Raw genomic sequence first — 19,971 nt, forward strand, 5'->3', positions numbered from 1 at the left:
GGCCCCGACGACATCTCCGCCTGACAGGCTGGGGACATGGCATCCCCCTCCGATCCGCGTTCCTACGACCTCGACGCGCTTCGCACCCGCGGCCTCCCCGAGCGGGGCGGGAAGATCGACGACAGCATTCCGCAGCTCGCGGACGCCGATCCTGAACTGCACGCGATAGCGATCGCCCTGCCCGACGGCGAGCTGCGGTCGAGCGCGCAGGGGCGCGTGTCCTTCACCCTCCAGTCCGCGGTCAAGCCCTTCCTGTTCGCGCTGGCGCTGCTCGACACCGACGGGGGAGCGCTCGATCGTGTAGGGATCGAGCCCACCGGGGAGGCCTTCGACGCGGTCAAGCTCGAGAGCGGAACGGGGCGCCCGCCGAACCCGATGGTCAACGCCGGCGCGCTGCTGACGGCCTCGCTGGTCTCGGGCGACGACCCCGCTTCACGTGCCGACCGCATCGCGCGGGGCCTCGCCGCCTTCGCGGCCCGCGAACTCGAGGTCGACGAGGACGTCGCCCACAACGAGCACCTGCTCGGCGACCGCAACCACGCCCTCGCGCACCTGATGCGCGCCGAGGGCACCCTGACGGTGAGCGCGGACGACGCGGTCGAGGTGTATGCGCGGGCATGCGCGACACTCGTGGATGCCGAGACCCTGGCTCTCATGGGCGCAACGCTCGCGCTCGGCGGCGTCAACCCGCGGACCGGGCAGCGAGTCGTGCCCGCGACCGTGGCCCGCGACGTCATTTCGGTCATGGCGACCTGCGGGGTGTACGACGGCTCCGGGCGCTGGATGCGAGCGGTGGGTGTTCCGGCGAAGTCGAGCGTCTCCGGCGCCATCGTGCTGTCCGCGCCGGGCCGCCTGGGAGCCGCCGTCGTGAGCCCGCCGCTCGACGAGCAGGGTACGAGCGTGCGGGGTCGGGTCGCCGCGCAAGCCCTCTCCGACGACCTGGACCTGCACAGCTTCACGCTGCGCTGAGCGCGGTGCCGACCATGGAGGGGTCTGGCGGCTCCGCTCCCACGACGCGACGACCCGCGCCGTGGGAGCGGTTCCAGTAAGCTCGCTCCGGCTGCATCCGGCGGCCCGAGAGGATGCCGCCGCCCGATGCCCACCGCCCCGACCCGCATGCGTCTCGACCTCCAGGGGCTGCGGGCGGTGGCCGTCCTCGGCGTCGTGGCGAGCCACCTCACCGGCTGGCCGTCGGGCGGATTCGCCGGCGTCGACGTGTTCTTCGTGATCTCGGGATTCCTCGTCACGGCCATCCTGCTCCGCGATCTCGCCGCCTCGGGCACGATCGACCTCCGGGTGTTCTTCGCGCGCCGCATCCGGCGTCTGCTCCCCGCCGCGCTCCTGGTGCTCGGCACGGTCGTGGGGCTCGGCTTCGTCGTCTTCCATCGCGCCCGCGCCGAGCAGACGCTGGGCGACGCGCTCTCCGCCCTCGGCCTGGTGTCGAACTGGCGCTTCGGGCTGGACGGGCGCGACTACTTCTCCTCCACGGACGTCTCGCCGCTGCAGCACTTCTGGTCGCTGTCGATCGAGGAGCAGTTCTCGCTGGCGTGGCCGCTGCTTCTCCTCGCGGTCGTGGCGTTCCTCCCCGCGACCGTCCGGCGGGGCCCCGCGGCGCGCCGGACGGCCGGCCTGACCGCCGGCGTCCTCGTCGCGGCGTCCGCGGTCGCCGCGGTCCAGCTCACCGCGAGCGATCCGACAGGAGCGTACTTCTCGACGTTCGCCCGAGCGGGGGAGCTCGGCGTCGGTGCCGTGCTCGCTGCCCTCGCGCCCGTCCTCCGCCGGATGCCCGCACCGCTGCGCGGCATCCTCGCCTGGGCCGGCCTGGCGATCGTCGCGGCATCCTTCGTCGTCATCGACCCGACGTCCCCGTTCCCCGCCCCGTGGGCGGCCGCTCCCGTGGCCGGTGCGGCCCTCGTCATCGCCGGCGGCATCGGGGGAGACCCGCGCCACCGTCACCTCTTCCCCCTGACGAACCCTGCGAGCGTCGCCGTCGGCAACGTCTCGTACTCGCTGTACCTCTGGCACCTTCCGGTGATCGTGTTCGCCGAGGTCCTCCTGCCGGCGGGGCCCTCCTGGATGCCGATCGTGCTCCTGATCACCGCGGTGCTCACGGTCGCGACGTACCTGGGTGTCGAGCAGCCGCTCCACCGCTCTCCGTGGCTCGTCCGGCGCCGGCCCACGGCGGAGGTACCGCCGGTCGCACCCGAGCCGGTCGCAGCGGTGGTGACGCCCGTCGTGCGAGCTGCGGCGTCGGCGTCCCGCCCCGCGGGATGGGTGCCGGGGCAGCGCTACTACCCCGGTTCGCGGCCCCGGGTCGCGGAACCGAAGACGCCGCGCGCAGCGGAGGCGCGGCTCGCGGAGGTACCGCCGATCGCGGAGGTTCCATCGACGGCTCCGGCACCACCCGCCGCGCCCGGACCGGTACCGCGATCCGAACCCGCCGCCGCCCCGCAACCGCCGCTCACGTGGGCCGCGTGGCGTGAGCGCTTCTCCGCTCGCATGGGCCTCGCCGCAGCCGTGCTGACGATCGGCGCGGGGGCGACGGTCCTCGCGGTCTTCGTCGCGTACGGCGCCCCGGTCGTCCAGCTTCCCGGGCTCGCGGCCGCCCCCGCCGCCGACCCCGCGGAGGTCGCCGAGGCCCTGCCGACCCTGCAGGCCCAGCTCGCCGCGGCCGTCAGCGCGGACGCGTGGCCCGACCTGCATCCCGGGCTCGATGAGGTCATCCGCGAGTCGTCGTCCGACAACCGCGCGCACGACTGCTTCACCCCCGACGTGGTTCCCGACCCCGCCCGTTGCACGTTCGGCGACCCGTCGGCATCCCGTCACCTGTATCTCGTCGGCGACTCCAGCGCGATGGCGTACGCGCCGGCGATCGCGAAGCTCGCGGAGCAGAGCGGGGGAGCGTGGCGCGCGACGACCGTCGGAATGTACGGATGCCGCTTCACCGACGTCATGATCGAGAGCCGCGACCCCGCGGTCAATGCCGGGTGCGAGACGCGGAAGGCGCAGGTGCGGGCGATGATCGCCGCCGACCCGGCCGACCTCCTGATCGTCTCGAACGCCTTCACGCTCGGTACGGCGGTCGGCGGCGCGTCGCTCGACCCCGCCCAGCTGGCGACCTCGACGTTCGCGGAGGTCGGCACGTGGGCACCGTCCGGACGCACGGTCTTCCTCTCCCCGCCGCCGCACGGTGCCGATCTCGACCGCTGCTACTCACCGGTGACCGGACCGTCGGCGTGCCTCGCCGCCGTAGACGACGTGTGGACGCAGATGGAGTCCGCGACCGAGGCGGAGGCCGCGGCCACGGGCAACACCGCGATCAGCGCCCTGCCCTTCACCTGCTGGCAGAACGTGTGCCCGGCTTTCGCGGGAGAGACCCCCGTACGGTACGACCAGACCCACCTGACCCCGGCGTACGCCGAGCGGCTGGCGCCCATCCTGCAGCAGGAGCTCCAGTCACGCGGACTCTACTGAGTCGCCTCAGGCGTCGATGTCGTCGACGCCCGGCATCCAGGACGCGCCCGGCTTTCCCCACTTGCGCTTCTTGGCGATCTTCGCGACGATCCGGCTGTCTTCCTCGTCGAGGCGATCGACGTAGAGCACGCCGTCGAGGTGGTCGAACTCGTGCTGCAGGATGCGGGCACGCCAGCCCGACACTTCGATGCGCACCGGCTGGCCGTCGAGGTCGACCCCCGTCAGCAGCGCCGACTCGGAGCGACGCAACGGGAAACGCTCGCCGGGGAACGAGAGGCATCCCTCGGACTCTTCGTCCGGATCGGGGTAGCCCGGCTCGAGCGGGCGGATCCACAGCTCGGGGTTGATGACGACCCCGCGCCACGGTCGACCCTCGTCGTCTTCATAGGTGTACGTGAAGATCCGCAGACCCACGCCGACCTGGGGGGCGGCGAGACCGACGCCGGGAGCGGCATCCATCGTCTCGAACATGTCGGCGACCAGCGTGCGGATCTCATCGGTGATCTCGTCGACGCGGGAGGCGGGCGAGTGCAGGACGGGATCGCCCATGATGCGAATAGGGAGAACGGCCACGTCACCAGCCTATGCGGCGATGCGGCGGCTATCGTCGGAGGGTGATTCCGCTCGATGTGTCCCTCACCGACGGTATCGATCAGCTCGTCGGTGTCTTCCGCGATCCCCGCATTCTGCTCGGTATCCCGCTGGCGCTGCTGGGCGCGGTGTTCATGTCGTTCGGCGCGCAGTACCAGCACCGCGGCGTGCAGAAGGTCGAGCGTCTGTCGGGCAAGACGACCGGCGGACTCTCCCGATCGCAGGTCACGTCGCTCCTGACCCGCCCGTCGTGGGTCGCCGGCACCGTGATGCTCGGGCTCGCGATCGTCTGTCAGCTCGCCGCCCTGTCGGTCGCTCCGCTGATCCTCGTGCAGCCGCTCGGGGCGATCGCCCTCGTCATCACCACGGTCCTGAACGCGCGGGTCACGCATCACAAGCCGACGCGGCAGTCCCTCATCGCGATCGCCGCGTGCGTCGGCGGCATCTTCATCTTTGTCACGATCGCGGCGTTCTTCGCGACCGAGCACGTCGTCACCTCGCGCGAACTGCTGATCATCCTCGGCATCCTGGCCGTCGTGGTCGTCGTCTTCGGGGTGTTCTGGTTCCTCGTCCGCCGCCGCGCGCAGGCGCTGTTCTACATCATGGCCGCCGGCGTCATCTATGGGTTCGTCGCGACGCTCGCGAAGGTCATCATCAGCCGCATCCAGGCCGGCAACTTCGAATGGCTGACCCTGCTCTGCGTCGTGGCGCTGCTCGCGGCCGTCGGCGTGGGGGCGTACTTCGTGCAGACGGCCTACTCGGTGGGTCCGCCCGACCTCGTGATCGCGGGCCTCACGGTGATCGATCCGATCGTCGCCGTGCTCATCGGGCTCGCCGTGCTCGGCGAGGCCTCGACGGCTCCCGCCTGGGCACTGATCGGCTTCGTCATCGCCGGCGCGATCGCCACGTGGGGCGTGATCCAGCTCACCCGCCACCACCCGCAGATCACCGCCGACGGCAAGCCCAAGAAGCCGCGCGTGCACTGACCGCGCGCCTCGCGCTGGGCCCTCGCGGGGTGTGCGGGGCGCCAGATCACGTGACGTGGCCGAGCGCACCTGTCGTACCGCGCCATGGCCCGTACGGTCGGCCAGATCACGTGATCTGGCGGGTTCGCGGCGACGGAGAACGGATGCCGGTAGGCTCGAGAATCGCGAGGGGCGGTGGCCAAGCTGGTCAAGGCAGCGGGCTCATAACCCGACGATCGTGGGTTCAAGTCCCACCCGCCCTACCGATGCCCGCCGACGAGCGGGGCGTGGGAACACGGCACAAGCGCCGGGCGTTCTCGTCGTCGTCTCCTCCTCCCGCGGGGAGACGACGACCCGAGCGGAACGACCATGACCTTCCTCTTCCCCTACGACGACGATGACGACGCGGCACAGCCGATCTGCCCGTCGTGCGGCATCACGATGCATCCGCTGCTCGACGAGGGCGTCGAGGCCGACGAGTGCCGCGACTGCGGTTTCCGGCTCGCCTGGGCGGGCGGTGATCACGACGCCGCCGACGACGGCTGGGGCGACTGACCCTCACGTACGACGGACGGGGCCGCGCTCCCCACAGGAGAGCGCGGCCCCGTCGTACAGCGATGCGGATCAGGCCGCGGTGATCGCGGAGCGCAGCTCGGCGGCGGCGGCAGCCACGTCGTCGGCGCTGTAGATCGCGCTGCCGGCGACCGCGACGCGCGCGCCGGAGTCCTGCACGGCGCCGATGGTGCGGGCGTTGATGCCGCCGGCGACCGAGAAGGCGACGCCGGAGGCCTCGCCGTCGCGCAGCAGGGTTTCGAACGTGAAGCCGTCCTCCGCCTGCTCGTCCAGGCCCGCGTGCATCTCGACGAACTCTGCGCCGAGCGCGGTGACCTCCTGGGCGCGGGCGGCCTTGTCGGCCACACCGATCAGGTCCACCACGACGCCCTTGCCGTGCGCCTGGGCAGCCTTGACGGCCCCGGCGATCGTGCTGTCGCCGGCGACGCCGAGCACCGTCACCAGGTCGGCGCCGGCCCGGAAGGCCATGTCAGCCTCGAGCTCTCCGGCATCCATCGTCTTCAGGTCGGCGAAGACGATCTTGTCGGGGTGGGCCTCCTTGATCGCCGTGATGGCCGAGAGCCCGGCACTCTTGATGAGCGGGGTGCCGAGTTCGAGGACGTCGACGTAGGGCGCGGCCTGGCCGGCGAGGGCGAGCGCGTGCTCGGTGGAGAGGGTGTCGATCGCGAACTGGAGCTGCATGGGAGTGTCCTTTCGGGTGGATGCCGGGGATCCAGCGGAGGTCATTCGAGGTTGGCGTGGCGCGGCCACAGGTCGTCGGCGGACTGGTCGCCGCGCTGCCACATCGCGTGGAAGAGCGCGTCACCGACGAGGCCGACGGACTGCTCGAACAGGCTGCCCGCGTACTGCGCGGATGCCGTGCCCGAGCGATCGGTCTTCGTCGCCGCCGGGATCACGAGGGTGGCGTCGGCGATCTCCGACAGGGGGGAGTCGTCCGTCGTCGAGAGCGCGAGCACGCGCGCGCCGACGTCGGCGGCGGTGCGCGCCGCCTGGACGATCCCGCCGGTGGTACCCGAGCCGCTCGCGACGAGCAAGACGTCACCGCGAGCGATGGCCGGGGTCGTGACCTCGCCGACGACGTGGACGGTCAGCCCGAGATGCATGAGTCGCATCGCGGTGGAACGCAGCGCGAGGCCGGAGCGGCCGGCGCCGTGCACGAAGACGCGTTCTGCGTCCGTCAACAGCGTGACGGCCCGTTCCATCGGCGCACGGTCCCCGCGGCGCACCGCGTCGACGACGTTCTGAAGCTCACGGCCGATCGTGTCGAGGGCGTCGGCGACGGAGGTAAGGCGCATACATCGATCGTGCTCGCACCCGGGATTCCGTGCCGCCGCCCGGCCAGACGGCATCCCCACCCGATCGGGTGGGACCATCCTTTCGGGTGGGCCGGGTAGGTTCGGGGGCATGGCGACCGACGCACTGACGCACGCGAGTCGATCGGCGGCGTCCGAGCACGCCCGCACGGTGGCCGAGCAGGCCGACCGTCACGCGCTGACCCTCGAGTCCATCCTCGCGGCGCTCAGATCGACCCGACTCTCGGATGCCGCGGCACGCGCGGAAGCGGTCGAGATCGCGTCCGCGGCTCTCATCGAACTGCGCACGGCGACCGACCGCCAGCGCAGCACGCTCCTCGAACCCGTGACGGGGGCGTTCTCGCGGCTACGGGCGGATCTTCGGCCCCTCGTGCGCTTCGGCGATCTCGACGTGCAGTTCGTCGAACCTCCCGCGACCGGTCGTGCGCTCCCCGGCGACGTCGCGCACAGCGCGCGGGCGATCGTGCGCACCGCCGTTCTAGCCCTCGTCGACGACGGCGTCGCCCGGCGGGTGCGCATCCAGTGGGACTGCGACGGGCGCAACCTGCTCATGCAGCTCCGGGACGACGGCGCGGGCACGCTCGACGCGCACGATGACGCCGTCCGGCCGATCGCGGAGCGCGTCGTGGCGCTGGAGGGCACGCTCGCCGTCCACTCCACCGCGGGATGGGGGTCGACGCTCGACATCTCCCTGCCTCTCGACCCGTCGCCCCGGGCGATCGAGGCCCCGACCGATTCCGACCTGACCGAGCGGGAGAGAGACGTGCTCCGACTCGTGGTGACCGGGATCGGCAACCGCGAGATCGCGGACGGGCTCGGCATCAGCGCGAACACCGTGAAGTATCACGTCGCGAATCTGCTGCGGAAGCTCGGTGCCCGCACGCGCGCCGAACTCGCCGCCGCCGGCGCGCGGGGCTGAGCCGACCGCGACCGCACGCGGAGACGGCGATGTCGCAGGTCGCCGCTACCGTCGTCGCGTGGCGGAGCGAGTCGAAGCGTGGTGGGCCCGGCGACAGTGGTCGAAAGGTGCTCACGTGCCGTATGCGATCGGCACGTATCGCTCGGCGTGGGCACCGTTCCCGGCATTGATCCGGCAGTACCACCCCGACCTCAACGCGGGGATCGCGCTGAGCCAGGTGCCGCCCGCCGCCGACGTGCTCCTGCTGTGGCAGTGCGACTCCGGACACCGATTCGCCGCGACCCCGACCGAGCAGCGTTTCCGGCCCGGGCGTGAGCGGCGGCGGAGCGCGTGGTGCCCGGAGTGCAGCGATCAGGCAGCCCCGACCCGCGTGGTCGCTCTGCCGATGCGGGAGTCGGTCGACGAGCCCGTCCGCCCGAGGACCGGGGTGCTGCGCGAGAGGAAGAAGCGCCCGGTCGCACGACTGTGCGACAAGACCCCCGATCTCCCGCCCGGCGAGGCGTTCGTCTCGGCGTGCGCGCCGAAGCCGGCGTCCGCGGTCGAAGACCGTCTGCGCGCCGACCTCTTCGGCCGTCTCGCGCTGACGGAGGGACTCACCGCGGTGCGGGTCGCCCGGCCGTTCTTCGAGCACCTCGAGGTCTGGCCCGACCTGGTGCTGCCCGAGCTGCGGATCGCCGTCGAGTACGACTCGATCGGCCGCCATGGGCTCGAGCACGTCGGTCGCCGCGAGCAGGCCGACCGGCGGAAGGATCGCGCACTCCGCGCCGTGGGATGGGAGGTCGTCCGCCTGCGGACCGGGAAGCTCGAGCGTCTCGGACCGCACGATCTGCAGCTTCCGTCCTGGAACCGTGCGGCGCTCGACCGCTTGATCGAGACGTTCCGCGGCATCCGGGGCCCGCTGCTGGTCGACGCGTACGTGCGATGACCGGGGCGCTTCCGTGCACCGGGGCGCGCGATGTCCGCCCCAGTGCACGAAACGCGCCCCGCACCCACAACGACCCGTCGCGCGGTCCGAACCGCCGCGGGGACGCGCGGTTCAGGCCGCGCCCACCCCCGGCAAGATCTGCTTCAGCAGGTCGTCGAGGGTCACGACGCCGAGAAGCCGCTCCCCGTCCACGACCGTCGCCAGCTGCACACGGCCGCGGCGCATGCGAGCGAGCGCGTCGTAGGCCGAGGCATCCGGCGCGAGCACGAGGGGCTCGCGTGCGATGTCTACCGCCGGCGTCGAGGGCGCGACCTCGAGGGTGTCCCGCACGTGTGCGACCCGCGCGGACGCTCCGGCTCCGACGAGGATCCGGAGATGCGTGGATGCCGCAGCCGCAGCCTGCACGTCGGCCGCGGTCGCATCGGCCGGCACCGCGGTGGGCGTCCGGTCGGTGCGGACGATGTCGCCGACGGTCAGGGTACCCAGCTCGATCGCCTGCGCGATCGGGCCGGAATACTGCTCGTCCAGGGTGCCCGCGCGCCGCGAGTGCGCGACGAGTTCGCGGATCGTGTCCGCATCCTGACCGCCCGCCGCGGCCTTGTCCACCGGCTCGACGCCGGACGCGCGGACGAGGCGGTTCGCGATGCGGTTGATCCACAGCAGGAAGGGGCGCAGCGGCCAGGTCAGCGCGCGGGCGAGGATGCCGGTCGCCTTCGCCGCGGTCTCCGGGTGCGCGATCGCCCAGGACTTCGGCGCCATCTCGCCGATGACGAGGTGGAGGAAGGTGACGACGATCAGCGCCAGCATGAACGCGATGATGTCGGCGAGCACGTAGGGGAGGCCCCACTGCTCGAACACCGGCGCCAGGGCGTAGTCGATGGCGGGCTTCGTGATGGCGCCGAGGAGGAAGGTGCAGGCGGTGATGCCGAGCTGCGCGAACGCGAGCATGACGGTGAGCTCGTTGACGCCGCGGAGGGCTGCGCGCGCAGACGCGCTCGTGGCCGCCTCCTCTTCCAGGCGGTGGCGGCGCGCGGCGAGGAGCGCGAACTCCACGATGACGAAGAACGCGCTGGCGACGATGAGCGCCGCGGTGATCAGGGTGACGACCCACCAGCTCATCGGGCCACCTCCTGGTCGGTGGATTCCGCCGGCGCGGCGGACTCGGCATCCCGGTCGACCTCGTGGAGCCGCACGACGAGCTGCGAGGGCACGTGCCGGTCGACCTCGGTGACCTCGATGTCGAGCCAGCGGTCCAGATGCAGCCCCTGCACCACTTCACCCGCGCGTTCGGGCAGGTCGACGCGGACGATCGTTCCGACCGCGGGCAGGTCGCCGTGCGCCTCGATCACGAGCCCCGCGGCCGTCTCGACGTCGCCGTCGGCGAGGTCGTGCCCGATGAGGCGTTCCAGTTCGTCGAGGTGCAGGTCGCCCGGGACCGTCCACGCGTCGTCGCCGACCGCGGCGACCTCGTCGATCTCGAGGTCGTGCTCGTCGGAGAGTTCGCCGATGACCTCCTCGGTGAGATCTTCGATCGTGAGGATGCCGTCGAAGTTGCCGTACTCGTCGACCACGCACGCGAGCTCGTTGCGGCTGCGCCGCATCCGGTCGAGGGCGACGGGGAGCAGCATCGACGTCGGGATCACGACCGCCGGTCGCATGACCGACGACACCGGGTCGGCGGCATCCGGCTTGACCCGGAGGAGATCGATGAGCTCGACCACTCCCACCGGGGAGTCCTCTTCGCCGATCACGGGGTAACGGGTGTGCCCGGTGGCCATCAGCGACCGGACCTCTGCCACGGTTGCCTGCGGACGGACCGAGTCGACCTGCGAACGCGGGATCATGGCGTGCTCGACGTCACGCTGGGGGAAGTCGAGGATGCGGTCGATGATCATCGACAGGTCGTCGGGCAGGTCGCCGCTCGCGCGCGACTCCTCGACGATCGCCTCGAGGTCGCGCGCGGTCGCGCTCTCGTCGACGTCTTCGAGCGGCTCGATCCGCACCAGGCGCAGGAGCGCGTTCGCGGCGACGTCGAACACGGTGATCAGCCAGCCGAACGCCAGCAGATAGATGCGAGTGGGCACGGCGAGGGCACGGGCCAGGGGCTCGGGGTTCGCGATGGCGAGGTTCTTCGGGTAGAGCTCGCCGAAGATCATGGTGACGACCGTGGCGAGCAGCAGTGCGCCGACCGTGCCGATCGCGACCGAGACGCCGGGGTCGATGCCGACACCGCCCAGCAGCGTTCCGATCGAGGCGCCGATGAGCGGCTCCGCCACGTAGCCGATCAGCAGTCCGGTGACGGTGATGCCGAGTTGCGCGCCCGAGAGCATGAACGATGTCCGCTGCGTGATGGCGAGCACCCGCTTCGCCTGGACATCGCCCTTCTCGGCGCGCGCGGCCAGTCGGGATCGGTCCACCGACATGTACGCGAACTCCTGCGCCACGAAGAACCCGCAGGCCGCGATGATCGCGAGCGTCACGATCACACCCAGAAGCAGTGTCAGAACCGCCGTCAGCATCGAATCTCACCCCCTCTCGAATCGAGAGGGCTCGAAGATCGGCCCTCCTGGTCGGGGGAGGTGCGGGGATGGCTCACGGGGGATTCTCTCTCGTGGGTCGTCGATTCGGTGACGAGAACGATATCGGCGTTCGCTTTGAAATCGCTGTGGCGTCCGAGACGGCCGCGGGGTGGCACAATGGTTATCCCCGCATTGCCTCGCTTCCCGGCGTGGTCCCGCCCTTGCTCTACCGGTACGCTTCGGCGCGCCAGAAAAGGACCAGCCGTGGGACGCCTCATCTACCGCGACCGTGCGACGTTCGATATCGACGACCGTCTGCTCGCGCATCTGCGCATCGTCATCATGAACAAGCTCCGCCGCAACGAGGGCTTCATGCTCCAGGTGCCGGTCAACGAGGGGGTGCGGCAGGCGAGCCTCTGGATCCATGCCTCCAACGCGCTCGTCCTGCAGTTCTACGGCGGCCGGGAGCCGGCGATCGATCGCGAGCTCGTCGACCAGATGATGCACGACGCCAGCGGTGCCGATGGCCTCACGCTCACGGGCGCGGGGATCGCGGCACCTCAGGCCGCGCCCGCACGTCCCGCGCGCTGACCGGTCGGGTCGCCGACCACGGGAGCCGGAGCACGAACACCGCGCCGGCGTCCGCGGGGAGGCATTCCACGTCACCGCCGTGCACGCGGGCGATCCCACGGGCGATGGGGAGCCCCAGCCCGACGCCCCCGTTAGCCGTGCGCGCGTCCTCGAGACGAACGAGCCGATCGAAGATGCGCTCGCGGTCCTCCGGGGGCACACCCGGACCGTCGTCGCGCACCCGCACCTCGATCTCGGCATCCGAGAGTCGGATGCCGAGCTCCACGCGGCCGCGGCCGTCGGTGGCGCGCGCCGCGTTCTCCACGAGGTTCGACAGCACCTGGGCGATCCTGTCGCGGTCGATCGCGACGCGCACGGCGGCGTCCGGGATCCGTGTCCGCACGGTCATCGCGGGATGCACGAGGCGGGCCCGCTCGGCCTCGGCCGCGACGACGTCGCGGAGGTCGGTCTCGGTGAGTGCGAGCTCGAGGCCGCGGTCCACCCGAGCCATGAGGAGCAGATCATCCACGAGCCGGGAGGCGCGGGTCGCTTCCCGGACCACGTGCGCGGCGAGTGTCTCCCGCTCGGGTCCCTCGAGATCGGCGCGCACGAGCGTGTCGGCGGCGGCCCGGATGCCGGCGACCGGCGTCCGCAGTTCGTGAGCGGCATCCGAGAGGAAGGCGCGAAGCCGCTCCTCCGCGGCGCGTGCCGCGACCTCGGCGCCCACGACGTCATCCAGCATGTCGTCGAGGGCGCGCGCGACGCGCCCGATCTCGGTCTCGGGATGCGTCGGGCGCAGCCGGCGGTCGCGTTCGCCGCCGCCGATCGCGCGGGCGACATCGGACACGTCGTTGAGCGGCCGGAGCGTCGCACGGACGACGAGGATCACCGCCCCCGCGGCGAGCACCAGAACGCCCACCGATGCGATGGCCATGATCCAGCGGACCTGGGCGAGGGTCTCGCCCACGCCGGCGGCCGAGGCGGTCAACGTCAGGGTGGATCCGTCGCTGAGCGCCGATCGCAGCGTGACGAGATCCGCGTCGCCCGTGAGTTCCGAGGCCGTGACGGTCACCGCTCCCGGCGACGACGTCGGCGGAGCCTCGCCGCGCGGACCGCCCCCGGGGGGTCCCGGCGGAGCCGTCCGCAGCTGATCCGGGCTGGGACCGGCCACGACCGAGTCGCCGCCGGCACCGTCGATGCGCACCGCGAGCCCCTGCGCCGACAGCCGGTCGGCGAGGTCGGTGTCGTCCACGATCCCGACGAGCGATGCGGTCGCGGCGGCCCGGTCCCGCAGCCGGTCCTCGATCTGCCCGCGCAGGCGCGCCCCGAGCGCGATGTCGACGATCACCGCGAGCACCACGAGCAGGAGTGCGACGAGCGCCAGGACCGAGACGATCGTGCGGCGGCGGAGGGATCCCGAGCGCAACGGCCGCGGCGTGCTCACGACCGCTCACTCAGGCGGTAGCCGAGTCCGCGCACGGTGTGGACCAGGCGCGGGCCGTGGGTCTCCATCTTGCGTCGCAGCGCGCTCACGTGCACCTCGACCAGGTTCACGTCGTAGTCCTCGTAGCCCCACACCTGGGTGAGGATCTGAGCCTTCGACAGGGTGCGGCCGCGGCTGTCGACGAGCAGCCGCAGCAGACGGAACTCCGTCGCGGTGAGGTCGAGCAGCGTTCCCGCCCGATGTGCGGTGGCCGCATCGGCATCCACGACCAGGTCGGCCACCGACACCGTCTGGGGGAGCCGCCCGCGCCGCCGCAGGACCGCGCCCGTGCGGGCCACCAGCTCGGCCATCGTGAACGGCTTGACGACGTAATCGTCCGCGCCCTCGGCGAACCCGCGCAGGCGATCGTCGACCTCGTCGCGGGCCGTGAGCATGATCACCGCGGTGTCTCCCGCCGCGCGCACGACGGGGAGCAGCCGGATGCCGCTGGGCCCGGGCATCATCCAGTCCAGCACCACGAGGTCGGGGCGGAAGCGGTCCAGGCGCTCGGTCAGGTCCGTGCCGTCCGGCGCTCCCTCCGCGATGAATCCGTCGGCGCGCAGCGCGAGGACGACGGCGAGACGGATGGTCTCGTCGTCGTCGAGGACGAGCACGCGGGCGGGGGCGGACATCCGACCGAGGCTACGGGCGGACACTGGACGCCGCTTATGCGAGGCCTACGTGTTCGCCCGCGCGTCGGCGACTTCAGGTCGGCTTCAGTTCCGGTTCGAAGGCTGGTCATCGACGCCGACGAGATGCGCCGGCCCGAGAGGAAGATCATGTACGAGGACGACAACCCCACCCAGCCGCTCCCGCGCCACGACGAGCCGGCCGCCATGCCGCAGCGTCGCGGATGGGTCCGGCCCGCCGTGATCGCCGCCGCGGTGGTCGCAGCCGTCGGGCTGACCGGCGGAACGGCGGCGCTCGCCGCCCAGTCTGGAACGCCGACGACGGCGGCGGCGACGCACAACGCGCCGGGCGCCGACGGAGGGGCGTCCGCACCGACCGGTGCCCCCACGGGTGCGCCCACCGCCGGGCCGACCCCGCCCACCGGCGGCACCGCGCCCACCCCGCCCGCCGACGGCACGGCACCGGCCGCCCCCGAGGGCGCACCGCAGGCGGGGCAGTGCGGTCCGGGCGGGGCTCCGGGGCGTCCCGGAGGCCCCGGAGCAGAGGGACGCACCCCGCCCGCTCCGCCCGCCGACGGCACGGCACCGACGGCGCCGACCCCGCCGAGCGACGGCACCGCGCCCACCCCGCCCACGCCCGACGGAGGGGCGACGCCCGAGGCCACGCCGCCCGCGGTCAAGGGGAGCTGATCGCCCGATTCCGCCGCGCCGCGCGGGCCGCGTCCAGCACGCGGTCAGCGCGGTGCGGCACGATCGAGGCATGGCGAAGCAGGGGACGGGAGCGCGCCGACGCCCGACCCCGTCCCGGTCGAAGCGTCCCGCGCCCCGGCGCCCGCGCCGCACCGCGGCCCGTGCGCGCGAGCTTCGGAGACGGCGCCTGGTCTTCGGCATCCTCGCCGCCGTCGTCATCGGATTCATCGTGGCGGCCGCGGTTCCGCTCGTGCACCTCGTCGCGGCGTGGAACGCGGAGACCCGCAAGGCGTCCATCGATCTCGCCGGGTTCGATCCCGGATTCCTGATCGACGACGCCGACTTCTACGACGGGAACGCCATGGATGCCGACGAGATCCAGCGGTTCCTCGACGACCAGATCGGCGACTGCGCGAACGACTCCTGCCTCACCGTCCTGCGCGCCGAGCTCTCCGCCCGCGACGCGATCGTGTCGCAGGACGCCGGTGAGACGGTCTGCGCGGCCTACGACGGCGGCGACCTCACGGCGGCGCAGATCATCGATCGCATCCAGCGCGCGTGCGGCATCTCGGCGAAGGTGCTGCTTGTCACACTTCAGAAGGAGCAGAGTCTGATCTCCGGCCGGATCGCCCGTGCCCCTTCGGCCGAGGCGCTCGGCGCGGCGATGGGAGCGCGCTGCCCCGACGATGCCGCGTGCGACCCGGGGCAGACGGGCTTCGCCGCCCAGGTGGCGCAGGGCGCGACCGACCTCAAGGCCTACCGGGCTTCGGACTTCATGCGGCAGCCCGGCACGCACTACATCGCGTACTCGCCCGACCCCGCGTGCGGCGGGACCGACATCGAGATCCGCAACCATGCCACCGCGGCCCTGTACAACTACACGCCGTACCAGCCGAACCCGGCCGCGATCGCCGCCCGCTGGGACACGGGCGACGCCTGCTCGACCTACGGCAACCGCAACTTCGCCCTGTACTGGAAGCTCTGGTTCGGATGAGGAATCACAGTGTTGTGATTTCGTTATGAAGCGGCGATAATGACCGAGACAACCGAACAGCCGCCACCGCTCTCGCGCAGGTCGTAGGGGAAGACGTACCTGACGAAGGAGAGACCATGGCGACCACGTCTTCGCGCGGAGTGATCCTCATCCACTCGGCGCCACGCGCGTTGTGCCCCCATCTGGAGTGGGCGGCAGGGCGTGCGCTCGGCCGTGCGGTCAACTTCGATTGGTCGGACCAGCCGGTGCTCACCGGCAGCCGCCGCGCCGAGTTCTACTGGGAGGGTCCGGTCGGTACCGGCGCCGCCCTCGCGAGCGCCATCCGCGGCTGGGAGCACCTGCGCTTCGAGGTGAGCGAGGATCCCACCCCCCGCAGCGACGGCGGGCGCTGGATGCACACGCCGGGGCTCGGCATCCACTACGCCCAGACGGATTCCGCCGGGAACGTCGTCATCGGCGAAGACCGCGTGCGCTACGCGATGGACGTCGCCGCCGGAGACCCGTTCGAACTGCAGCGCGAGCTCGACGTCGCCCTGGGCTCCGCCTGGGACGAGGAACTCGAGCCCTTCCGCCACGCCGGCGACGACCAGCACATCGTCTGGTTGCACAAGGTCGGCTGAGAGATGTCGGGTGGGGGAGGCGCCACTACCGGAGGCCGGTGACCGTTTCCCGGTACCGGGACCGCGTATCCCCGACCCGATGAAAACCGAACGCCCCCGTCATCCCCGCAGCAGTCGGGGGATGACGGGGGCGTTCGGCCGTGATCAGACGGAGGCGATCGCGACGACGGCGTTGTGACCGCCGAAGCCGAAGGAGTTGCTGATGGCCAGCTGGTCGCCGGAACCGAGCTCGACCGGCGAGCCCGAGATCGCGAAGGGCACCTCGGGGTCCTGCTCGGTGAGGTTGATGGTCGGAGGCGCGACGCGGTTCTGCAGCGCCAGCACCGTGAAGATCGCCTCGAGCGCGCCGGTGCCGCCGAGGAGGTGACCCGTGGATGCCTTGGTGGCCGAGACCGGGATCTCGTCGACGCGGGCGCCGAACACCGCGCGCAGCGCCTGGTACTCGTTCGGGTCGCCGACGGGGGTCGACGTGGCGTGGGCGTTGATGTGGGTGACGTCGTCGGGCGACGCCCCCGCCATCTCCAGCGCCATGCGCACCGCGCGCGCGGCGCCGCGACCCTCGGGGTCGTTGGCGGTGATGTGGTACGAGTCGGCGGTGACGCCGCCGCCCACGATCGAGGCGTAGATCTTGGCGCCGCGGGCCTTCGCGTGCTCCTCGGTCTCGAGGATCAGGACGCCGGCGCCTTCGCCCATGACGAAACCGTCGCGGTCGATGCTGCCGGGACGCGACGCGGTCTCGGGGGAGTCGTTGCGCTTGGACAGCGCCTGCATCGACGCGAAGGACGCGATGGTGATCGGGTGGATCGCGGACTCGGTGCCGCCGGCGATCACGACGTCGGCCAGGCCGTCGCGGATGTGCTGCACCGCGTTGACGATCGACTCGGTGCTCGAGGCGCACGCCGACGCCACGGTGCGCGCGAAGGCGCGGGCGTTGAAGTGCAGCGACAGGTTGCCGGCCGCGGCGTTGGGCATGAGCATCGGCACCGTCATCGGCATGACGCGACGGGGGCCCTTCTCGCGCAGGGTGTCCCAGGCGTCCAGGAGCGTCCACACGCCGCCGATGCCGGTGGCGAAGTCGACACCGAGGCGGTCGGGGTCGATGTCGGGGCTGCCGGCGTCTTCCCACGCCTCCTTCGCCGCGACCATCGCGAGCTGCGACGAGGGGTCGAGGCGCTTGGCGACGGGACGTTCGAGGACGGTCTCGGGCCGCACGAGCGCCTCAGCGGCGAAGGTGACGGGCAGGTTGTACTGCTCGACCCATTCGTGCTCGAGGGTGCGCGCGCCGGATGCACCGGACAGCAGCGCGTTCCAGCTCTCGGGCGCCGTCCCGCCGATGGGCGAGGTGGCACCGATACCGGTGACGACGATGCGGGATGTGCTCATGGTGTGATCCTTGGTGCGGCCGGAAAGGTCGTGACCGGTGGGGGCCGGAGCCCCCACCGGGAGGGTCAGGACTGGTTCGACGTGATGAACGTGACGGCGTCACCGACGGTCTTGAGGTTCTTGACCTCGTCGTCGGGGATCGTGACGCCGAACTTCTCCTCGGCGTTGACGACGATCGTCATCATCGAGATCGAGTCGATGTCGAGGTCGTCCGTGAAGGACTTCTCCAGCGCCACCTCGTCGGCCGAGATGCCGGTCTCGTCGGTGATGAGCTCGGCCAGGCCGGCGAGAACCTCGTCGTTGGTGAATGCCATGATTTCTCCTGTTGTTGAGGGCGGACCCGGGGAGTCGTCCCGAGCCCCGAACAGTCTAGAGTTCGACGACGCTGCGTCAGGGAAGGACGACGACCTGCGCGCCGAAGACGAGACCGGCACCGAAGCCGATCTGCAGAGCGAGGCCGCCGCTGAGCTCGGGGTGCTCCTCGAGCAGACGGTGGGTGGCCAGCGGGATCGAGGCGGCCGAGGTGTTCCCGGTGGTCTCGATGTCGCGGCCGATCACGACGGTCTCGGGCAGCCCCAGCTGCTTCGCGAACTCGTCGATGATGCGCATGTTCGCCTGGTGCGGCACGAACGCCGCCAGGTCGGACGGCTCGATGCCGGCGGCCTCGATGGCCTGCCGTGCGACCTTGACCATCTCCCAGACAGCCCAGCGGAACACGGTGGGGCCCTCCTGGCGGAGCGTGGGCCACGGGGCGACGCCGTCGCGGAACTCGGTCAGCGTGTGGTTCATGCCCACGGCGTCAGCCTTCGAACCGTCGGAACCCCAAATCGTGGGGCCGATGCCGGGGGTGTCGCTCGGCCCGACCACGACGGCGCCGGCGCCGTCGCCGAGCAGGAACGAGATGCTGCGGTCGGTCGGGTCGACGACGTCGCTGAGCTTCTCGGCGCCCACGACGACGACGTGGGTCGCGAGGCCGCCGCGGATGAGGGCGTCCGCTTGGGCGACGCCGTAGGCGAAGCCCGCGCACGCGGCGTTGACGTCGTAGGCGGCGGCGGGGTTGGCGCCGATGCGGTCGGCGACGATCGCCGAGGCGGACGGCGTCTGCTTCGGGTTGCTGATCGTCGCCACGATGACCGCGTCGATGTCGCTCGGCGCGACACCCGACTTCTCGACGGCCTCACGCGCGGCGGCGGAGGCCAGGTCGATGGCATCCGTCTCCTTGTTGGCGCGGACGCGCGTCACGATGCCGGTGCGCTGGCGGATCCACTCGTCGCTCGAATCGATCGGGCCGACGAGGTCGTCGTTGGGGACGAAGTTCTCGCCCCGGGCGGCGCCGTACGCGTAGATGCGCGTGTGGGCCGGGCCCTGGAGCTGACGGAGGGTGGGGGTGCTCATGCCTGCTCTCCCTTCAGGAGTGCGACGGCCGCGTCGAGGTCGTCCGGGGTCTTGACTGCGACGGTGGGTGTGCCGCGCAGCGCGCGCTTGGCCAGGCCCGTGAGGGCACCGGCGGGCGCGAGTTCGATGATGCCGGTCACGCCGTGGTCGGCGAAGGATGCCATGCTGCGGTCCCACCGCACGGGGGAGGCGACCTGCGAGACGACGAGGTCGACGGCCCGGCGGCCGTCCTCGACGACCGACCCGTCCGAGTTGGTCCAGAGGGTCGTCGTGGGAGCGGATGCCGCGACGTCGGCGGCGGCGGCGCGGAGCGTCTCCACGGCGGGCTCCATGAAGCGTGTGTGGAAGGCGCCGGCGACCTGGAGCGGAATCACGCGCGAGCCGCGGGGCGCCTCGGCCGCGAGCTCCGCGAGGGCCGACAGCTCACCGGCCGCGACGATCTGTCCGGCGCCGTTGTAGTTGGCGGGGGTGAGGTCGAGGTCGGCGAGGCGATCCAACACGGTTTGCTCGTCACCGCCCACGACGGCGCTCATGCCGGTCTGAACGGTCGAGGCCGCCTCGGCCATCGCTCGACCGCGGATGCCGACGAGGCGCAGGGCGTCCGCCTCGGAGAGCACACCGGATGCCGCCAGCGCGGCGAACTCGCCGACCGAGTGGCCCGCCACACCGGCGGCACCCTGCCCGGCGCGGTCGCGGAGCACACTCCACGACAGCAGGCTCGCGGCGACGATGAGCGGCTGGGCGACACTGGTGTCACGGATCCGGTCGGCATCCCATTCGGTGCCGGCGGCGAGGAGGTCGACGCCGGCGTGCTCGGAGGCCTCGGCGAGACGCTCACGCGTCCCCTCGATCTCGAGCCACGGCGACAGGAACCCGGGGGTCTGAGACCCCTGTCCGGGGAAGACGGCGATGATCACCGTCCCATCCT

21 protein-coding genes and 1 tRNA gene are annotated in these 19,971 nt (G+C 71.8%); 11 read left to right on the forward strand and 11 right to left on the reverse strand.

Annotation, left to right across the window (positions count from 1 at the left end):
• Positions 1-36: 36 nt before the first annotated feature.
• On the forward strand, positions 37-969 hold the full coding sequence (gene glsA, locus BW982_RS01810; RefSeq protein WP_076490391.1) for a glutaminase A: 933 nt from the start codon (positions 37-39) through the stop codon (positions 967-969).
• 126 nt (positions 970-1,095) lie between these two features.
• On the forward strand, positions 1,096-3,474 hold the full coding sequence (locus BW982_RS01815; protein ID WP_254845508.1) for an acyltransferase family protein: 2,379 nt from the start codon (positions 1,096-1,098) through the stop codon (positions 3,472-3,474).
• A 6-nt stretch (positions 3,475-3,480) separates the two neighbouring features.
• Here BW982_RS01815 and def read toward each other — a convergent pair whose 3' ends face one another.
• Positions 3,481-4,047 carry a peptide deformylase gene (gene def, locus BW982_RS01820; protein ID WP_076490392.1) on the reverse strand — a complete coding sequence of 189 codons (567 nt, stop codon included), beginning with the start codon at positions 4,045-4,047 and terminating at the stop codon, positions 3,481-3,483.
• 41 nt (positions 4,048-4,088) lie between these two features.
• Here def and BW982_RS01825 point away from each other — a divergent pair, with 41 nt between their 5' ends.
• From BW982_RS01825 to BW982_RS01835, 3 genes are all read left to right on the forward strand, one after another.
• Complete coding sequence (locus BW982_RS01825) at positions 4,089-5,051, forward strand: DMT family transporter (RefSeq protein ID WP_175611009.1); 963 nt, start codon at positions 4,089-4,091, stop codon at positions 5,049-5,051.
• Between the two features lie 168 nt (positions 5,052-5,219).
• Positions 5,220-5,293: transfer RNA gene (locus BW982_RS01830), tRNA-Ile, on the forward strand.
• 106 nt (positions 5,294-5,399) lie between these two features.
• On the forward strand, positions 5,400-5,585 hold the full coding sequence (locus BW982_RS01835) for a zf-TFIIB domain-containing protein (protein ID WP_076490393.1): 186 nt from the start codon (positions 5,400-5,402) through the stop codon (positions 5,583-5,585).
• A gap of 69 nt (positions 5,586-5,654) precedes the next feature.
• Here BW982_RS01835 and hxlA read toward each other — a convergent pair whose 3' ends face one another.
• Both hxlA and hxlB read right to left on the reverse strand, forming a co-directional pair.
• Entirely contained in the window at positions 5,655-6,284 is a 630-nt protein-coding gene (gene hxlA / locus BW982_RS01840) for a 3-hexulose-6-phosphate synthase (RefSeq protein WP_076490394.1), read from the reverse strand.
• 41 nt (positions 6,285-6,325) lie between these two features.
• Positions 6,326-6,898: a 6-phospho-3-hexuloisomerase gene (hxlB, locus tag BW982_RS01845; protein WP_076490395.1), complete on the reverse strand. Its 573-nt coding sequence runs from the start codon at positions 6,896-6,898 to the stop codon at positions 6,326-6,328.
• A 109-nt stretch (positions 6,899-7,007) separates the two neighbouring features.
• Here hxlB and BW982_RS01850 point away from each other — a divergent pair, with 109 nt between their 5' ends.
• Both BW982_RS01850 and BW982_RS01855 read left to right on the forward strand, forming a co-directional pair.
• Positions 7,008-7,835, forward strand: coding sequence for a helix-turn-helix transcriptional regulator (locus tag BW982_RS01850; RefSeq protein WP_076490396.1), 828 nt, complete (start codon positions 7,008-7,010; stop codon positions 7,833-7,835).
• A gap of 58 nt (positions 7,836-7,893) precedes the next feature.
• Positions 7,894-8,760: a zinc-ribbon domain-containing protein gene (locus tag BW982_RS01855; RefSeq protein WP_076491745.1), complete on the forward strand. Its 867-nt coding sequence runs from the start codon at positions 7,894-7,896 to the stop codon at positions 8,758-8,760.
• 111 nt (positions 8,761-8,871) lie between these two features.
• Here the strand turns inward: BW982_RS01855 and BW982_RS01860 are convergent, their stop codons facing one another.
• The gene (locus BW982_RS01860) at positions 8,872-9,879 is read right to left on the reverse strand and encodes a CNNM domain-containing protein (protein ID WP_076490397.1); all 1,008 of its coding nucleotides are present in this window, start codon (positions 9,877-9,879) and stop codon (positions 8,872-8,874) included.
• On the reverse strand, positions 9,876-11,279 hold the full coding sequence (locus tag BW982_RS01865; RefSeq protein WP_076490398.1) for a hemolysin family protein: 1,404 nt from the start codon (positions 11,277-11,279) through the stop codon (positions 9,876-9,878). The genes BW982_RS01860 and BW982_RS01865 overlap by 4 nt, the downstream gene beginning before the upstream one ends.
• Before the next feature lie 264 nt (positions 11,280-11,543).
• On the opposite strand from BW982_RS01865, the gene BW982_RS01870 reads away from it, so the two are divergent.
• The gene (locus tag BW982_RS01870) at positions 11,544-11,870 is read left to right on the forward strand and encodes a DUF7882 family protein (RefSeq protein ID WP_076490399.1); all 327 of its coding nucleotides are present in this window, start codon (positions 11,544-11,546) and stop codon (positions 11,868-11,870) included.
• On the opposite strand, the gene BW982_RS01875 is transcribed toward BW982_RS01870, so the two are convergent.
• A complete protein-coding gene (locus tag BW982_RS01875) occupies positions 11,815-13,293 on the reverse strand; it encodes a sensor histidine kinase (RefSeq protein WP_083696477.1) in 1,479 nt (492 codons plus the stop codon). The two genes, BW982_RS01870 and BW982_RS01875, sit on opposite strands and share 56 nt — an antisense overlap.
• Entirely contained in the window at positions 13,290-13,964 is a 675-nt protein-coding gene (locus tag BW982_RS01880; protein ID WP_076490400.1) for a response regulator transcription factor, read from the reverse strand. Before BW982_RS01880 ends, BW982_RS01875 begins: the two co-directional genes overlap by 4 nt.
• Before the next feature lie 147 nt (positions 13,965-14,111).
• Between BW982_RS01880 and BW982_RS17630 the strand changes: the two genes are divergently transcribed.
• From BW982_RS17630 to BW982_RS01895, 3 genes are all read left to right on the forward strand, one after another.
• Positions 14,112-14,651, forward strand: a complete 540-nt coding sequence (locus tag BW982_RS17630; protein ID WP_076490401.1) for a lipase chaperone — start codon at positions 14,112-14,114, stop codon at positions 14,649-14,651.
• Between the two features lie 70 nt (positions 14,652-14,721).
• Positions 14,722-15,645 (forward strand): hypothetical protein, encoded by a 924-nt coding sequence (locus tag BW982_RS01890; RefSeq protein ID WP_083696479.1) that lies wholly within the window; start codon positions 14,722-14,724, stop codon positions 15,643-15,645.
• A 116-nt stretch (positions 15,646-15,761) separates the two neighbouring features.
• Positions 15,762-16,265 (forward strand): DUF3145 domain-containing protein, encoded by a 504-nt coding sequence (locus BW982_RS01895; protein ID WP_076490402.1) that lies wholly within the window; start codon positions 15,762-15,764, stop codon positions 16,263-16,265.
• Between the two features lie 144 nt (positions 16,266-16,409).
• On the opposite strand, the gene BW982_RS01900 is transcribed toward BW982_RS01895, so the two are convergent.
• The 4 genes from BW982_RS01900 to BW982_RS01915 all read right to left on the reverse strand — a co-directional run bounded on the left by BW982_RS01900 (position 16,410) and on the right by BW982_RS01915 (position 19,960).
• Positions 16,410-17,648, reverse strand: a complete 1,239-nt coding sequence (locus BW982_RS01900) for a beta-ketoacyl-[acyl-carrier-protein] synthase family protein (protein ID WP_076490403.1) — start codon at positions 17,646-17,648, stop codon at positions 16,410-16,412.
• Between the two features lie 65 nt (positions 17,649-17,713).
• The gene (locus tag BW982_RS01905) at positions 17,714-17,962 is read right to left on the reverse strand and encodes an acyl carrier protein (RefSeq protein WP_022880558.1); all 249 of its coding nucleotides are present in this window, start codon (positions 17,960-17,962) and stop codon (positions 17,714-17,716) included.
• A gap of 76 nt (positions 17,963-18,038) precedes the next feature.
• On the reverse strand, positions 18,039-19,043 hold the full coding sequence (locus BW982_RS01910) for a beta-ketoacyl-ACP synthase III (protein WP_076490404.1): 1,005 nt from the start codon (positions 19,041-19,043) through the stop codon (positions 18,039-18,041).
• Complete coding sequence (locus BW982_RS01915) at positions 19,040-19,960, reverse strand: ACP S-malonyltransferase (RefSeq protein ID WP_076490405.1); 921 nt, start codon at positions 19,958-19,960, stop codon at positions 19,040-19,042. Before BW982_RS01915 ends, BW982_RS01910 begins: the two co-directional genes overlap by 4 nt.
• Positions 19,961-19,971: the final 11 nt, after the last annotated feature.

This window comes from Microbacterium sp. RURRCA19A, from assembly GCF_900156455.1.
GTDB lineage: Bacteria > Actinomycetota > Actinomycetes > Actinomycetales > Microbacteriaceae > Microbacterium.

What these genes read in the sequence shown, in the direction of transcription:
- glsA (WP_076490391.1), top strand. Translation starts at nt 37, where the DNA reads ATGGCATCCCCCTCCGATCCGCGTTCCTACGACCTCGACGCGCTTCGC.
- BW982_RS01815 (WP_254845508.1), top strand. Translation starts at nt 1,096, where the DNA reads ATGCCCACCGCCCCGACCCGCATGCGTCTCGACCTCCAGGGGCTGCGG.
- BW982_RS01835 (WP_076490393.1), top strand. Translation starts at nt 5,400, where the DNA reads ATGACCTTCCTCTTCCCCTACGACGACGATGACGACGCGGCACAGCCG.
- hxlA (WP_076490394.1), bottom strand. Translation starts at nt 6,284, where the DNA reads ATGCAGCTCCAGTTCGCGATCGACACCCTCTCCACCGAGCACGCGCTC.
- hxlB (WP_076490395.1), bottom strand. Translation starts at nt 6,898, where the DNA reads ATGCGCCTTACCTCCGTCGCCGACGCCCTCGACACGATCGGCCGTGAG.
- BW982_RS01850 (WP_076490396.1), top strand. Translation starts at nt 7,008, where the DNA reads ATGGCGACCGACGCACTGACGCACGCGAGTCGATCGGCGGCGTCCGAG.
- BW982_RS01860 (WP_076490397.1), bottom strand. Translation starts at nt 9,879, where the DNA reads ATGAGCTGGTGGGTCGTCACCCTGATCACCGCGGCGCTCATCGTCGCC.
- BW982_RS01865 (WP_076490398.1), bottom strand. Translation starts at nt 11,279, where the DNA reads ATGCTGACGGCGGTTCTGACACTGCTTCTGGGTGTGATCGTGACGCTC.
- BW982_RS01880 (WP_076490400.1), bottom strand. Translation starts at nt 13,964, where the DNA reads ATGTCCGCCCCCGCCCGCGTGCTCGTCCTCGACGACGACGAGACCATC.
- BW982_RS17630 (WP_076490401.1), top strand. Translation starts at nt 14,112, where the DNA reads ATGTACGAGGACGACAACCCCACCCAGCCGCTCCCGCGCCACGACGAG.
- BW982_RS01890 (WP_083696479.1), top strand. Translation starts at nt 14,722, where the DNA reads ATGGCGAAGCAGGGGACGGGAGCGCGCCGACGCCCGACCCCGTCCCGG.
- BW982_RS01895 (WP_076490402.1), top strand. Translation starts at nt 15,762, where the DNA reads ATGGCGACCACGTCTTCGCGCGGAGTGATCCTCATCCACTCGGCGCCA.
- BW982_RS01900 (WP_076490403.1), bottom strand. Translation starts at nt 17,648, where the DNA reads ATGAGCACATCCCGCATCGTCGTCACCGGTATCGGTGCCACCTCGCCC.
- BW982_RS01905 (WP_022880558.1), bottom strand. Translation starts at nt 17,962, where the DNA reads ATGGCATTCACCAACGACGAGGTTCTCGCCGGCCTGGCCGAGCTCATC.
- BW982_RS01910 (WP_076490404.1), bottom strand. Translation starts at nt 19,043, where the DNA reads ATGAGCACCCCCACCCTCCGTCAGCTCCAGGGCCCGGCCCACACGCGC.